This window comes from Acetobacter fabarum (genome assembly GCF_011516925.1).
Taxonomy (GTDB): domain Bacteria; phylum Pseudomonadota; class Alphaproteobacteria; order Acetobacterales; family Acetobacteraceae; genus Acetobacter; species Acetobacter fabarum.
This window is the reverse complement of record NZ_WOTG01000001.1, coordinates 575712-590182: the sequence shown is the minus strand read 5'-3', so window position 1 is coordinate 590182 and position 14471 is coordinate 575712. Positions and strand designations below refer to the sequence as shown.

The following is a 14471-nucleotide window of genomic DNA, read 5'->3' as shown; positions in this document are numbered from 1 at the left end:
ATGAAATTTTTATCATGCGGTTCGGAATGAAAGCCCCTCTGGCTGTTTGTTTGCAGGGCGCCCTTATAAAAGAGGCCCCAATTGTGTCCAAAACAAGATATTCCACTCAGGCGTGAGGCGTTACATGGCGGAAGAAAAAATTCATACCAGATCGGTCCTGATAGCAATAGGTGCAAATCTGCCCCTGGGGGAGCAGCCTGCGCTGGAAAGCTGCGAGCAGGCCGTGCAGGCTTTGCGCCGTGTGCCGGGGTTGAGCGTGCAGGCTGTTTCCCGCTGGTATGAGACGGCCCCCATGCCGCCCTCAGGGCAGCCACCTTACGTGAATGGGGTTGTGCTGGGTGTGACGAGTCTGCCTCCTCTGGCCTTGCTGGATCATCTTCAGAGCATAGAAACGCAGCAGGGCCGCGTGCGTTCCGTGCCCAATGCCGCACGCACGCTTGACCTGGACATTATAGATATGGATGCTCTGTGCCAGAATACGGAGCGGCTGGTTCTGCCCCACCCGCGGGCGCATGAGCGTGCCTTTGTGCTCTGCCCCCTGCATGATGTGCTGCCTGGCTGGGTGCATCCGCGCACCGGCCAGCCACTGGAGCAGATGCTTCAGGCCGTAAAAGGGCAGGAAATCCGGGTGATCGGGTAATAAGCCTTTCCTGTCGGGGGTGGATGCGGTAATATGCCCTTTCTGTCTTTTTTATCTTATTTCTGTGCTGAACTGTCTGGAGGCTCTTCGTAATGGCCCGCGTCACCGTCGAAGACTGCGTTGAAAAGGTTCCAAACCGCTTTGAACTGGTGGTGTACGCCGCGCAGCGCGCCCGCAACATCTCCCGTGGCGAGGAGCTGACCATTGACCGCGACAACGACAAAAACCCTGTCGTTGCCCTGCGTGAAATTGCGGATGAAACCGTGCAACTGCCCGCTCTGCGGAACGATCTGATCCGTTCGCAGGCCCGCGAGCCCGAACCCGAGCCCGTGGAAGAAGAAGTGCAGGATCTGGTGCCGACCGAACAGAACATTTTCGGTCTGCAGGAAGTTTCCGCCGAGGAAGAAGCCGCCGATGACGTGCGCGCTATTGAAGCGGCACTGACCGGTCGCGCACGGCGGTAAAGGGCGCGTGGACCAACCGGGCGGCGATATTCCCGTTCACACCTCCTCCCCCGAGCGGGAGGGGGGTGCCCCGGTTGAGGCGTCCGTAGCGCCAGCATCTCCCACCAGTCGTGTGGGGGAAATCGGCTGCGAGCGGCTGGTTGCCAAGGTGCTGAGTTATGCACCGCAGGCCGATGTACAATCCATTCGTCGTGCATTTGATGTGGCCAACAGGGCACATCAGAGCCAGATGCGCGATAATGGCGACCCCTACATAACCCACCCTTTGGCCGTCGCCATGATTCTGGCGCGCTTCAGGCTGGATGTGCAGTCCATCTGCACCGCTCTGCTCCACGATACCATTGAAGATACCGGCGTTACGTATGAGACGCTAAAGGCCGATTTTGGGCCGGTTGTGGCCGATCTGGTCGATGGCGTGACCAAGCTGACCCGGCTGGAACTCCAGTCTGACCGCACCAAGCAGGCCGAGAACTTCCGCAAGCTTGTGCTGGCCATGTCCAAGGATATTCGTGTCCTTCTGGTCAAGTTGGCGGACCGTCTGCACAATATGCGCACCCTCCATTTTGTGGAGCGGCAGGACCGCAGGCAGCGCATCGCACGTGAAACGCTCGATATTTATGCGCCGCTGGCCGAGCGTATTGGTATGGACCGGGTCAAGACCGAGCTCCAGAACCTCTCCTTTGCGCAGCTTGAGCCAGAGGCCGATACAACCATCCGCACACGCCTGAACTATCTGCGCGGGCAGGGGGCGGATGTTATTGAGGACGTGCGGCGCGAACTGCTGCGCCTGTGCCACGAAGCGGGGCTGAAGGACGCTCAGGTTTCGGGGCGTGAAAAATCGCCTTATTCCATCTGGGAAAAAATGCAGCGCCGGAATGTGGCGTTCGAGCAGTTGTCCGACATCATGGCTTTCCGCATGATCGTGGACACGCGTGAGGACTGCTATATGGCGCTGGGCGCGGTGCATGCCGCCTACCCCATGATCGCCGGGCGGTTCAAGGACTATATCTCCACCCCCAAGGCCAACGGGTATCAGAGCCTGCATACGGGGGTTACGCTGCGTTCCCCCCGTAACCAGAAAATAGAAGTGCAGATCCGCACGCAGGCCATGCACGACGTGGCCGAAAACGGTGTTGCAGCCCACTGGGTGTACAAGGAAGGCGGTACCAGCAGCCCTGATGAGGGCGGGTATGGTGGCGTGCGCCGCCCACGCTGGGTGCAGGACCTGCTGGAAATTCTGGAGGCCTCATCCGCCCCTGATGAGTTTTTGGAAAACACCAAGCTTGAGCTTTATCAGGATCAGGTTTTCTGCTTTTCGCCCAAGGGGCAGCTTATCTCGCTCCCGCGTGGGGCAACCCCGGTTGATTTTGCCTATGCGGTGCATAGCCAGATCGGGGATACCTGCGTAGGGGCCAAGGTTAACGGTCGCCTTATGCCGCTGCGGCATGAGCTGGAAAACGGCGATCAGGTCGAAATCATGACCGCCCGTGGTGGCGCGCCCTCTCCCTCGTGGGAGCGGTTTGTCGTTACGGGTAAGGCACGCGCGCGCATCCGCCGTTATGTGGCGCAGCAGCAGCGCCAGGTTTCGCTGGATAACGGACGTGCCGCATTGGCCAAGGCCTTCCGTCAGGAAGGTGTGGATGGCTCCGAAAAAATCATGGAGACCACGCTCAAGGCGCTCAAGCAGAGTTCCTTGCAGGATCTGTATGTTGCGGTTGGTACCAGCAACCTGAACGCGCGGGATGTGGTGCATGCGGCCTACCCCGAGCTGCGGCGTGTGCAACGTGTGCCGCGCATGCTGGCGGGCCTGCCCGGTGTGCTGGGTACGGCAGGGCCACGGCCGCGCGGCGCGCCCACCATGCGCCGTCCATCGGGTGGGGCGGTGCCGCTGGTTGGGCTTGGGGCCGGTGTTGCCGTGCATTACGCAGCCTGCTGCCACCCCTTGCCGGGAGACCGGATTGTGGGCGTGGTGGCAACAGGCAAGGGCGTGACCGTGCATACGCGCAACTGCCAGACGCTGGAAAGTTTTGCCGCAACGCCCGAGCGCTTTTTGGATGTGGACTGGGATTACGACGCCATGGCCCGCGCGGGTGGAACCGGGCAGATGCGTGTTGGCCGTATCAGCATTGTAGCCGAAAACGAGGGCTCTGTGCTGGCATCCATTACCAATACGATTTCCAAGTGCGATGCGGCTATGGTCAACCTCAAGATCGTGCATCGCCAGCTCGACTTTACCGAAATTCTGCTGGATGTGGAGGTGCGTGACCTGCGCCACCTGTCCTCTGTTATTGCCGGGTTGCGGGCTGTATCGGGCATTGCGCAGGCGGATCGGGCCAAGTCATGACCCTGCTGGCAACTGGTGTGGATCTGTGCGACATGCGGCGGATCGAGCAGGTCATGGAGCGGTTTGGGGAGCGTTTTCTGGACCGTGTTTTTACGCCGTATGAGCGTGCCAAGGCTGAACGGCGTGTGGGGGCTGCCAGAATAGGCACCTACGCCAAACGCTGGGCGGCCAAGGAGGCATGCGCCAAGGCGCTGGGTACGGGTTTTGCCCACGGGGTTGCGCAAAGCCAGATCGGGGTGGAAAACCTTGCATCGGGCCAACCGGTGCTGGTGTTAACGGGGGCCGCGGCCCGGAGGCTGGCAGAACTGGTGCCCGCAGGCCATGAGCCTGAACTGATGCTGAGCATGACCGATGAGCCCCCTTATGCGTTTGCACAGGTGTTTATCTCGGTCCGCGCGGGTTGACATCACACCAAGCGCACGGCTTGATCCAGCGGATTTTATTTTTCTGGCATGATTATGGGAGCAGATGGGCAGCGCATGAGTAAACCGGAGACTTCTCCAACTGGAGCGCAGCACGCTGTTACCGTCAGACATGCTGTGGTGGAATATGTGCGGACAATTTTAACGGTCGTGATCGTTGTTGTTTTTGTCCGTACGTTTTTGTTTGAATCCTTTGTCATCCCGTCCGGGTCCATGATCCCCACCCTGCAGGTGGGGGACTACATCTGGGTGTCCAAATACAGCTATGGCTATTCACGGTTTTCGCTGCCGTTTTCGCCAGACCTGTTTAACGGGCGGGTCTGGGCGGGGCAGCCGCACCGGGGCGATGTGGCCGTGTTCCGGTTTACCAAAGATACGTCCATTGATTACATCAAGCGGGTTATTGGCCTGCCGGGGGACCGTATTCAGGTAACCGGGGGGCAGCTCTTCCTCAATGGTGTGCGGGTTCCCTGCGTGCAGCCGCATGCTTACGTGGCGCAGGATGAAACGCGCATGCCCATGGAAGGCGAAGCCTGCACGGAAGAACTCCCCCTGCGCGACGGGCAGGGAGTAGTCCGGCACGATATTCTGAAATTGACCAATGATGGCCCGCAGAACGACACCCCCGAATACGTAGTCCCCCCCGGTTACTTTTTTGCCATGGGTGACAACCGTGATGACAGCGCAGATAGTCGTTTTGTGGGGGATGGCCCCAAAGACCTTGGCTTTGTGCCCATGGAAAACCTTGTTGGTAAGGCCCAGCGTATTTTCTTCTCGGTTGAGGCGGCACATCCCATCTGGCAGGTCTGGTACTGGCCGACTGAAATCCGCTGGGCTCGTCTGTTAAAAGGCGTGATGTAATGAATGCGGGCCACTCCACGCCGCAATATCTGGCGTCCATGGCGTTGCAGGAGCGTCTGGGCTACCAGTTTGCCAATCCTTCCCTGTTGCAGGAAGCGCTGACCCACCGTTCGGCCGCACATCAGAAGGCGGGTGGGCGCAGGCGGAACAAAACCAAAGGGGCAGGCTCCAACGAGCGTCTGGAGTTTATTGGCGACCGTGTTCTGGGCCTGCTTATGGCGGAACTGTTGCTGGAGCGGTTTCCGGGCGAGCAGGAAGGGGCCTTGGGCTCGCGGCTTGCGCATCTGGTTTCACGTGCAACGCTTGCGGATATTGCCGAGCAGCTTGGTCTTGCTGAAGCCCTGTCCGTAGCGGAGCATGAGGCCCGCGCCGGTGTGCAGACTGCCGCCAATGTTGTGGCCGATGGACTGGAAGCCGTGCTTGGTGCGGTTTTTCTCGATGGTGGGCTGGCTCCGGCACGCAAGATTGTGCGTGCTTGCTGGAAGCGGATACTCGATGCGCAGGCCCTCCCCCCCAAAGACCCCAAAACCGCATTGCAGGAATGGGTTCTGGGGCGTGGGCAGGGCTTGCCGTTTTACGAAACAATAGGGGCCGACGGTCCATCGCATGCTCCCGTGTTTGTGGTGCGGGTCAGTGCTGGTGGGTATTCGGCAGAAGGATGTGCAGGGAGCAAGCGGGCAGCAGAAAGTTCTGCCGCGGCAACCCTGCTGGAAAAACTTGGAGGCAGCCATCAGGGCTGAAGCAACAGGCATGACACAAACAACACGTTGTGGCTTTGCTGCGCTGGTGGGTGCACCAAACGCAGGCAAATCAACACTGCTCAACCGTATGGCGGGCGCCAAGCTCTCCATCGTTTCGCCCAAGGCACAGACCACGCGCTTTAGGGTGCTGGGTATTCTCATGCGCGGGGCCAGCCAGATTCTGCTGGTGGACACGCCCGGTATCTTCAAGCCACGCCGCAAGCTTGACCGCGCCATGGTGGCCGCCGCCTGGACTGGCTCGGATGATGCGGACATAACCTTGCTGCTGGTGGATGCCCGCACAGGCCTGACCGAAGCCGTGCAGGACATTATTACCCGTCTGGCGCAGGCTGGGCGCACTACGTGGCTGGTGCTGAACAAAACGGACCTTGTGCCTGCATCTGCCCTGCTGCCCCTTACGGCGGCCATTACCGAAAAACTGCCCGTTGAGCATGTGTTCATGGTCAGTGCGCGCACCGGTGGTGGTGTGGACGACCTGCTGGACAAGCTGGCTGCCAGCCTGCCCGAAGGCCCATACCTGTATCCCGAAGATGACCTGACCGATCTGCCCGACCGCCTGCTTGCAGCCGAGTTGGTGCGTGAGCAGATTTTTATGCAGACGCATGAGGAAGTGCCCTATGGCACTACGGCCGAGACCGAGAGTTTTCAGGAACGGCCAGATGGTTCGGTGCGGATTGAAGTTACAATTTACGTTGGCCGCACCGGGCATAAAGCCATTCTTATTGGGAATGGCGGGCAGAAGATCAAAATGATAGGCGAGCGGGCGCGCAAGCAGCTTGCCGGCCTGCTGGAACGCCCGTGCCACCTGTTTTTGAATGTCAAGGAACGTTCTGGCTGGGATGAAGAGCGGGCCCGCCTGCGTGCCATCGGGCTGGATGACGTGCCATAAAGCACGGCTTGGCGCTTGTGGCCGTGCGCCTTGGAGGATAAGAGAGAGCGATCTTACACGCTGCGCGCCTGCGCGTGGCGGAGGTCTGTTTTTTGTCGGACTTTGCATGATTGAGGGCCTATGACTGCTTCTGTCTCTGAAACGCCAAGGCGTAAACGTGTATTGCTCAAGGTGTCTGGTGAAGCCCTGATGGGTGAGGGCGCCTTTGGGGTAGAACAGAAGACGGTCGAGCGGATTGCCAAGGATGTAGCCGAGGTCGTTCGCAGCGGTACGGAAGTGTGCCTTGTTGTGGGTGGTGGCAACATTTTTCGTGGAGTGGCTGCCGCAGCCAAAGGCATGGACCGCGCGCAGGGTGACTATGCGGGTATGCTGGCAACGGTCATTAACGCGCTGCTGCTCCAGAATGCGCTTGAACGTGAACTGATAACAACGCGGGTTATGTCCGCCATTCACATGTCTTCCGTGGCTGAGCCGTATATCCGGCGCAGGGCGGTCCGGCATATGGAAAAAGGCCGGGTGGTTATTTTTGCCGCCGGTACGGGCAACCCCTTCTTTACCACTGATACGGCAGCGGCCCTGCGTGCGGCGGAAATGGAATGCGATATTCTGCTTAAAGGGACGCAGGTCGATGGCGTGTATTCGGCCGACCCCAAGCACGACCCCAGCGCCACGCGGTATGATGAGCTGACATACATGACCGTGCTCTCCAACCAGTTGAGTGTCATGGATGCAGCGGCCATCAGTCTGGCACGTGAGAATAAACTGCCGATTATTGTCTTCAATATTGGCGAGGAAGGTTCGTTCGGTCGCGTTATGCGCGGCGAAGGTGCGTTTACGCGCATTATTGAAGCAACCTGACACCATGCAACCGCTGCCCGTTAAGGCAGCACGCGGAATGAACTAGGCGAGGGCAGGACAGTGCCTTCGCGACAAAACGGGAGAAACCGCCGTGTCTGACTTGAATGACCTGCTTGATGACATCAAGCGCCGTATGGATGGCGCGCTGGAAAGCCTGCGTCGTGATTTTTCGGGCCTGCGCTCCGGCCGGGCCAGCCCGGCTCTGCTCGAACCCGTTCGGGTGGAAGCCTATGGGGGGGAAGTGCCGCTTACGCAGGTTGCCTCCATTGCCGTGCCTGAAGCGCGCATGATTACCGTACAGGTCTGGGACCGTGTTCTGGCCGGGGCCGTGGAACGCGCTATCCGCGATGCCGGGCTGGGCCTTAACCCCGCCGGTGAAGGCCAGACCATCCGGGTGCCTATTCCGCAGTTGACCGAAGAACGCCGTAACGAACTGGCAAAAGCTGCCGCACGTTATGCGGAAGGGGCCAAGATTGCCGTACGTGGCGTGCGCCGCGATGGTATGGACAAGGCCAAGGGTTTTGAAAAGAAGGGCGACATCAGTCAGGATGACGTCAAGACATGGTCTGACGCTATTCAGAAAACGACTGATCAGTATGTCAAAAAAGTAGATGACATGCTTGCCGAAAAAGAGAAGGAAATCAAGCAGGTCTGAAGACCTGCCTGAACGGGGCCGGTTTATGCCCGCTGAACTGAAACGGTGGATTTTTTCCTGTTATGTCTTCCTTGCCAGCCGACAGAAAAGCGGTCGTTCCTTCGCATGTCGCCATTATCATGGATGGCAACGGGCGCTGGGCGTGTGAGCGGGGGTTGCCGCGCCTAGCGGGGCATCGTGCCGGGGCAGATGCCGTGGCGCGGTGCATCAAGGCGGCTATTCAGCGTGGTGTGCCCTACCTGACCCTTTATGCGTTTTCATCCGAAAACTGGTCACGCGGCCCCAAGGAAGTCTCAGACCTGACCGGCCTTTTGCGCTACTACCTGCGCCACAAGGTCAAGGAACTGCATAGCGAGGGCGTCTGTCTCCGCTTTATTGGTGATCTGAGCCGGTTTGATACGAGCCTGCGCGAAGAACTGGCCCGTGCCGAAGCCATGACCCGCAATAACGGACGGCTGGTGCTGCTGCTTGCCCTGTCCTACGGGGGGCGGGGGGATATTATGCAGGCGGTCCGTCGTGTTGCGCAGGAAGTGCGCGATGGCTGGCTAACCCCCGAACAGATTGATGAAAGCCTGTTTGCCAACCATTTGTGGACCGCTGGCGTGCCTGACCCCGATGTGGTCGTGCGCACGAGCGGGGAATACCGGCTTTCCAACTTTCTGCTCTGGCAGAGCGCATATGCGGAACTTGTTTTTCTGGATGTGTTCTGGCCAGACTTCAATGAAGGGCATTTTGCAACGGTGCTGGATCTTTACGCCCGCCGTGAGCGGCGCTTTGGTGCGCGGCCGGTGGCTTCCGCATGACAACGACCGGACAATCCTCCGCATGGCGGGACCTGCGGCCGCGCGTGCTGTCTGCCATGGTCATGATCGCGGTTGCGGGTGGATGCATCGGGGTAGGCGGGGTTGCCTATATCCTGATGGTGCTTGTGGCCATGGGCGGTATGGCGTTTGAGGCTGCGGGCCTTCTCAAGTTACCTGCCCAGAGCTGGCAGGGCAGGCTGTATGTGCTGTGGGCGGTTTGTGGTGGGTTTTCTGCCGCAACCGAGCACTGGCGTTATTTTATCATGTTCAGTGTCGGCTCGTGCGTATTCGGTGCGGAGTTGTGCGCCATGATGTGCGTGATCATCATGGCGGGTACGGCTCTGCTCTGGCTACGGGTGGAAAGTATCTGGCCTGTTCTGTTTGTTGTCGCCGTTGTGGTGGCGAGTGATACATCAGCCTATATGGCAGGCCGCCTGATTGGCGGGCCCAAACTGGCCCCGCGCATTTCCCCCGGCAAAACCCGCTCAGGTGCTCTGGGCGGGTTTGTGGGGGCTGTGCTTATGGGGGGTGGCATAGCGCTTCTCTCTGGTTTGGGAAGCACGCATATGGCGCTGGTCTGGGGAGGCATTCTGGGCGTGTCCGCCCAGCTTGGAGATCTGGCCGAAAGCGCCATGAAGAGGGCACTCGGCGTTAAGGATTCCGGCACGCTGCTGCCCGGCCATGGCGGTCTGCTCGACCGGTTTGATGGTCTGGTGGTGGCCGCACCTGTTGCTGCCGCCGTTTCCGTTACCGTGCCTGATGCACCCTTCTGGAGCGCTGGCCTGCACGATCTTGTTTATAGCCTTGTTTCTGGCATGCCTGGTTAGTCCAGTTTTTGGCTTTTGCCCTGCGTGATCGGGGCTTGTGTTATTTTTCGGGTTTGGAAAGACAAGACATGAGAACCGTAACCGTTCTGGGAACTACCGGCAGCATTGGCTGCTCTACCGTGGATCTGCTGGAGCAGGCGCGTGACCAGTATCGGGTGCGTGCGCTTGTGGGTGGTAAAAATGCTGCCAAGCTGGCCGAGCAGGCCCGCAGCCTGAAGGCCGAACTGGCCGTGCTGGCTGATGAGAGTGCCTATGCTGAACTCAAGGCGCTTCTGGCCGGGAGTGGTGTTGAGGTCGCCTGTGGCCGCAAGGCGGTCATAGAGGCAGCGGGGCTGCCAGCGGACTGGACCATGGCAGCCATTACTGGCGCTGCGGGGCTGGAACCTACACTGGCCGCTGTGAAGAACGGCAACAGCATTGCGCTGGCCAACAAGGAAGCACTGGTCTGCGCGGGGGATGTCATGCTCCGTGCGGTGCAGGATGCCGGGGCAACGCTGCTGCCGGTCGATTCCGAGCATAATGCGGTTTTCCAGTCCATGGCGGACCGGCAGGCTGATCAGGTTGAAAAAATAATTCTTACCGCATCTGGCGGTCCTTTCCGCAATGCTTCGGTTGATGTCATGCGTGCGGCCACACCGGCTCAGGCACTCAAGCACCCGACATGGAGCATGGGGGCCAAGATCAGCATCGATTCCGCCACCATGTTCAACAAGGGGCTGGAGGTTATTGAAGCGGCACGTATTTTTGGCCTGACCGAAGACCGGATTGATGTGCTGGTGCACCCCCAGTCCGTGGTACACGGTATGGTGCAGTACACCGATGGCAGCCTGATCGCGCAGATGGGTTCGGCTGACATGCGTATTCCCATCGCCCATACACTGGCATGGCCACGGCGTATGGCCACGACCTCCAGTCGTCTGGACCTTGCCGCCTTTGGCACGCTAGAGTTTATTGCACCAGATGAAGTGCGTTTTCCCGCACTGCGTCTGGCGCGGCAGGCCCTGCGGGCAGGCAAGGCTGTTCCGGCCATTCTGTCTGCGGCAAATGAGATTGCAGTTGAAGCGTTCCTGAAAGAACAGATCGGTTTTCTGGACATTGCGCGCGTGGTTGAAGATACCATGAACGCTCTCGGCGCTCCCCCGGCCGATACGCTCGATGCCGTGCTCCATTGGGATGCAGAAGCCCGGCGCGTTGCGACCCAGCAGATTTCTACCGTGGTTGCTTGAGAAAACCGCCTTCAGCCCCGATATCGGAGGAATGATGATACACGAATATCTGCGCACCCTGATTTCCTTCGTTTTCGTGCTGGGCGTTCTGGTTACCTTTCACGAGCTGGGGCATTACCTTGCAGCCCGCTGGCGCGGTGTGCATGTGGAGGTCTTTTCGCTCGGCTTTGGTCCCGCCCTGTTCAAATGGCGTGACAAGAGCGGGACAGAATGGCGCATCTGCCCGATTCCCTTGGGCGGTTATGTGCGCCCGCACGGGTTTGATGACCCCGAAGATGCGACCGAAGAACAGAAAGCCGCGTGGATTCCGGGCCGGACTTTCCACGATAAATCCGTATGGTCACGCGCCATTGTTATTCTGGCCGGCCCGGTTTTTAACTTCATTCTGGCGTTTGTGCTGTTTGTGCTGCTGTTTGCAACGGCGGGCCAGCCGCATGTGCGGAACGAGGTTGCATCCGTCCTGCCCGGCAGTGCCGCGCAAAATGCTGCCCTGCAGAAGGGTGACGTTATCCTGCGTATAGGCACGCACGATATTGCGGGGGTTGAGGACGCACAGGCCACAGTGGCCCAGACACCGGGGCAGAAAACAACACTGCTGGTGCAGCGTAATGGCCAGTCGCTGGAAGTTCCCCTGACCATTGGCTCTACGCAGGATTCGCGTGGTGGGCCCGCGCGCGGGCTGCTGGGTGTGGTCTTTGCGGTTGAGCCGGGCAAGGCCCTGCCGCTTCCGCAGGCTGTCTCTGCCGGGGCCAAGGCAACATGGAACACCGTTGTGCAGACGCTCAATGGCGTGTGGCAGATTTTTAGCGGGCAGCATACCGCGCGGGATTTGGGCGGTCCGCTCAAGATTGCGCAGCTCTCCGGGCAGGTCGCTCAATACGGGTTTGCCAGCCTGCTTTCTTTCATGGCGCTGCTGTCTGTTAATCTGGGTCTGATCAATCTCTTTCCCGTTCCGCTTCTTGATGGTGGACGTCTGGTTTTTTATGCCATAGAGGCAATAAGAGGGCGCCCGGTTTCCAAGCGGGTGCAAGAGGTTAGTTTCCAGACCGGGTTTGCATTGCTGGCGGGTCTGTTCTTGTTTTCGACGTTCAATGATCTGTCCAGCTTCGGGTTGTTCAGGTGGGTTGCAACGCTCGCAGGGTGATAGTGAACTGGGCGTGAAGGGAAGGCTTGCGTGACAAGGGTAATTTCGGATACGTCCCTTGCGGGCGAGACAAGAACGGGAGATAGGCTTCCGTGCTGAACCGACCCGGATGGAGGGAGGCAGATCTTGGCGGGTAAACGTTCGGCCCTGTTCGTTTCTGTCTGCATGTTGCCTTTTTTCCTGCTCGAGGGACGGGGGGCTATGGCCGCCCAGACCCAGGACACACAGGCACCAGCAGCTGTTGTTGCATCGCCCGAGGGTGATGCCGAAAGTCCTCCAGCACCTCTGCCGGATGCTCAGCCAGCACCCGTGGGGGTGATTGATGAGATCCGCGTCTCAGGCAATACCCGCATCGAGACCAACACGGTCCTGTCCTACATGGTTGTCCGCCCGGGTGATCCGTTTACGCAGGATGACCTCGATCGTTCCCTGAAGACCCTGTATGCGACCGGTCTGTTCAAGGATGTAACCTTGCGGCGTGAGGGGAATACCCTCCTCGTCAAGCTCAAGGAAAACCCGATCGTCAACCGGATCGTGTTCGAGGGCAATCATGCCGCCAAGGATGAGGACCTGCGCAAGGTGCTCTCCCTGCGTCCGCGTGCGGTTTTCTCGGCAGAAACAACGGCGGATGACCGGCAGCGTATTCTGGAAGTCTATGCCCAGAAGTCCCGCTTTGCAGCGGTGGTGACGCCTCAGATCGTGCGCCTTGCGCATAATCGTGTGGATGTGATCTTTCAGATCAATGAAGGCCCGAACACCAAAATCCGCAAAATCGCGTTTGTTGGCAACAAGGCTTACAACGAGGCCGAACTGGCTGGCGCGATTTCCTCCAAGGAAACGGCCTGGTACCATTTTCTGGGTTCGTCTGATGAATATAACCCCGAACGTGTGAAGTACGACGGGGAACTCCTGCGTCGGTTTTACCTGCACAACGGGTATGTTGATTTCCAGATCAAGGATATCAAGGGCGAACTTTCGCCTGACCGCAAATCCTTCTACATCACCATCACAATGGACGAAGGCATCCGTTACCGTCTGGGCAAGGTGGACATCCGCTCCAGCCTGCGGCACGTGCCGGCCAAGTCGCTGCGTAAGTATGTCGAGTTGTTCCCGCACCAGTGGTACGATGGCAAGGCCGTGCAGGATAACGCGACCGACATGGAAGAACTGCTCCAGTCGGAAGGGCATCCTTTTGCCGTGGTGCGTCCGGTTATTGCCCGCAACCCCGAAAAGCATATTGTCAATCTGCTGTTTGACGTAAGCGAAGGCCCGCGCCGGTATATTGAGCGGATCGATATTAACGGCAACACCATTACGCAGGATAACGTTATCCGCCGGCAGCTTCCGTTTGCCGAGGGTGACCCCTACACAAGCAGCTACAAGAAATACGCCAAGGAAGGGGTCCAGGATCTGGGCTACTTCAAATCGGTGGATGTAAAGGACGCTCCGGGTTCCTCCCCCGACCGTGCCAACGTGTCCGTTAACGTTGTGGAAAAACCAACGGGCGAGTTCTCGCTTGGTGGTGGTTACTCCACCGACGTAGGTATTATTGGTAACGTAGGGCTCAAGCAGCACAACCTGCTGGGTACAGGGGTGGATGCCGGGTTCTCGGGTACGGTTTCGTACTACCAGAAGCAGGCCGACCTTTCTGTTACGGACCCGGTCTTCCTCGGGCGCAATCTGGTTGTCGGTGCGGATATCTTCTTCATCGAAAACAATTACCAGACGTATCAGAACTACTCGGAAGGGCGGTACGGTATTACCCTGCGTATGGGGTATTCGTATAACCGCTACCTTTCGCAGTCGTGGAACTACAGCCTGATCCGCCGTTGGGTGGGGGATATGTGGAGTGAATCTTCTCCCTATGTTCAGGAGCAGAAGGGCAAGTCGCTTCTTTCCCAGCTGAGCACCACGGTTATGTATGACCGGCGTGATAACCGCATGCAGCCGCATAGCGGGTATTTTGTCTCTGTCGGAGGTGATTTTGCCGGTATTGGCGGGGATGAAAACTACGTTCGCGGCAAGATTAACGGTGGTTACTACATCCCGCTTGATGACCTGACCAACAGCCACAACTGGACAATCATCTTCCGTGGCGGCACCGGGTACCTTGCGGACTGGGGCAGTAACGGCCGCCACGATATTATCGATAACTTCTATCTGGGTGGTAACAACCTGCGCGGCTTCCTTGATGGTGGTGCCGGCCCACGAAGCGTGGGTAACGCAGCCCATCACTCCGAAGATCTGATCGGTGGGCGGTTCATGTACAACGCGACGGCGCAGGTGAACTTCCCGATCCCCTTCCTGACGGAAATGGGCGTGGGTGGTCGTGCCTTTGTGGATATGGGGTCCGTGGCAGGTTTGCGCGTGAAGCACCTTTACACCAACCGCGCTACCGCCGGGGCGAACTATACGGCAGTATCGGGTGATATGGTGAGCCCGCGTATCAGTGCGGGTGCAGGTTTTTCATGGAAAAGCCCGTTTGGCCTGCTGAATATTGACCTTGGTGTGCCGGTCAGGCGCAGTTATAATGACCGTACACAGCTCCTTCGCTTCGGCTTCGGCCAGCAATTCTGA

At 58.9% G+C, this 14471-nt stretch carries 14 protein-coding genes; all 14 read left to right on the top strand.

Annotated features, from left to right (window positions below; translation table 11 throughout):
• Positions 1-124 precede the first annotated feature (124 nt).
• The 14 genes from folK (at position 125) to bamA (ending at position 14471) form a co-directional block, all read left to right on the top strand.
• Positions 125-640, top strand: a complete 516-nt coding sequence (gene folK, locus GOB83_RS02785; RefSeq protein WP_165925151.1) for a 2-amino-4-hydroxy-6-hydroxymethyldihydropteridine diphosphokinase — start codon at positions 125-127, stop codon at positions 638-640.
• A gap of 92 nt (positions 641-732) precedes the next feature.
• Entirely contained in the window at positions 733-1104 is a 372-nt protein-coding gene (gene rpoZ / locus GOB83_RS02780) for a DNA-directed RNA polymerase subunit omega (protein WP_059023327.1), read from the top strand.
• 7 nt (positions 1105-1111) lie between these two features.
• On the top strand, positions 1112-3448 hold the full coding sequence (locus GOB83_RS02775; RefSeq protein WP_257125301.1) for a RelA/SpoT family protein: 2337 nt from the start codon (positions 1112-1114) through the stop codon (positions 3446-3448).
• A complete protein-coding gene (acpS, locus tag GOB83_RS02770) occupies positions 3445-3852 on the top strand; it encodes a holo-ACP synthase (protein ID WP_086645198.1) in 408 nt (135 codons plus the stop codon). Before GOB83_RS02775 ends, acpS begins: the two co-directional genes overlap by 4 nt.
• Before the next feature lie 75 nt (positions 3853-3927).
• Complete coding sequence (gene lepB, locus GOB83_RS02765; RefSeq protein WP_086645370.1) at positions 3928-4731, top strand: signal peptidase I; 804 nt, start codon at positions 3928-3930, stop codon at positions 4729-4731.
• The gene (gene rnc / locus GOB83_RS02760) at positions 4731-5471 is read left to right on the top strand and encodes a ribonuclease III (protein WP_233129021.1); all 741 of its coding nucleotides are present in this window, start codon (positions 4731-4733) and stop codon (positions 5469-5471) included. The genes lepB and rnc overlap by 1 nt, the downstream gene beginning before the upstream one ends.
• A gap of 10 nt (positions 5472-5481) precedes the next feature.
• Complete coding sequence (era, locus tag GOB83_RS02755; protein ID WP_086645372.1) at positions 5482-6381, top strand: GTPase Era; 900 nt, start codon at positions 5482-5484, stop codon at positions 6379-6381.
• A gap of 120 nt (positions 6382-6501) precedes the next feature.
• A complete protein-coding gene (pyrH, locus tag GOB83_RS02750; protein ID WP_086645199.1) occupies positions 6502-7239 on the top strand; it encodes a UMP kinase in 738 nt (245 codons plus the stop codon).
• A 133-nt stretch (positions 7240-7372) separates the two neighbouring features.
• The gene (gene frr, locus GOB83_RS02745; RefSeq protein ID WP_051544026.1) at positions 7373-7894 is read left to right on the top strand and encodes a ribosome recycling factor; all 522 of its coding nucleotides are present in this window, start codon (positions 7373-7375) and stop codon (positions 7892-7894) included.
• A gap of 62 nt (positions 7895-7956) precedes the next feature.
• Complete coding sequence (gene uppS, locus GOB83_RS02740) at positions 7957-8697, top strand: polyprenyl diphosphate synthase (protein ID WP_086645201.1); 741 nt, start codon at positions 7957-7959, stop codon at positions 8695-8697.
• Complete coding sequence (locus tag GOB83_RS02735; RefSeq protein ID WP_086645202.1) at positions 8694-9524, top strand: phosphatidate cytidylyltransferase; 831 nt, start codon at positions 8694-8696, stop codon at positions 9522-9524. The genes uppS and GOB83_RS02735 overlap by 4 nt, the downstream gene beginning before the upstream one ends.
• A 68-nt stretch (positions 9525-9592) precedes the next feature.
• Positions 9593-10750, top strand: a complete 1158-nt coding sequence (gene dxr, locus GOB83_RS02730) for a 1-deoxy-D-xylulose-5-phosphate reductoisomerase (protein ID WP_165925150.1) — start codon at positions 9593-9595, stop codon at positions 10748-10750.
• 31 nt (positions 10751-10781) lie between these two features.
• The gene (rseP, locus tag GOB83_RS02725; protein ID WP_086645204.1) at positions 10782-11894 is read left to right on the top strand and encodes an RIP metalloprotease RseP; all 1113 of its coding nucleotides are present in this window, start codon (positions 10782-10784) and stop codon (positions 11892-11894) included.
• A gap of 165 nt (positions 11895-12059) precedes the next feature.
• On the top strand, positions 12060-14471 hold the full coding sequence (bamA, locus tag GOB83_RS02720) for an outer membrane protein assembly factor BamA (RefSeq protein ID WP_165925209.1): 2412 nt from the start codon (positions 12060-12062) through the stop codon (positions 14469-14471).

Coding starts and splice junctions, on each gene's coding strand:
- folK (WP_165925151.1), top strand. CDS start 125: ATGGCGGAAGAAAAAATTCATACCAGATCGGTCCTGATAGCAATAGGT.
- rpoZ (WP_059023327.1), top strand. CDS start 733: ATGGCCCGCGTCACCGTCGAAGACTGCGTTGAAAAGGTTCCAAACCGC.
- acpS (WP_086645198.1), top strand. CDS start 3,445: ATGACCCTGCTGGCAACTGGTGTGGATCTGTGCGACATGCGGCGGATC.
- lepB (WP_086645370.1), top strand. CDS start 3,928: ATGAGTAAACCGGAGACTTCTCCAACTGGAGCGCAGCACGCTGTTACC.
- rnc (WP_233129021.1), top strand. CDS start 4,731: ATGAATGCGGGCCACTCCACGCCGCAATATCTGGCGTCCATGGCGTTG.
- era (WP_086645372.1), top strand. CDS start 5,482: ATGACACAAACAACACGTTGTGGCTTTGCTGCGCTGGTGGGTGCACCA.
- pyrH (WP_086645199.1), top strand. CDS start 6,502: ATGACTGCTTCTGTCTCTGAAACGCCAAGGCGTAAACGTGTATTGCTC.
- frr (WP_051544026.1), top strand. CDS start 7,373: ATGGATGGCGCGCTGGAAAGCCTGCGTCGTGATTTTTCGGGCCTGCGC.
- uppS (WP_086645201.1), top strand. CDS start 7,957: ATGTCTTCCTTGCCAGCCGACAGAAAAGCGGTCGTTCCTTCGCATGTC.
- GOB83_RS02735 (WP_086645202.1), top strand. CDS start 8,694: ATGACAACGACCGGACAATCCTCCGCATGGCGGGACCTGCGGCCGCGC.
- dxr (WP_165925150.1), top strand. CDS start 9,593: ATGAGAACCGTAACCGTTCTGGGAACTACCGGCAGCATTGGCTGCTCT.
- rseP (WP_086645204.1), top strand. CDS start 10,782: ATGATGATACACGAATATCTGCGCACCCTGATTTCCTTCGTTTTCGTG.
- bamA (WP_165925209.1), top strand. CDS start 12,060: ATGTTGCCTTTTTTCCTGCTCGAGGGACGGGGGGCTATGGCCGCCCAG.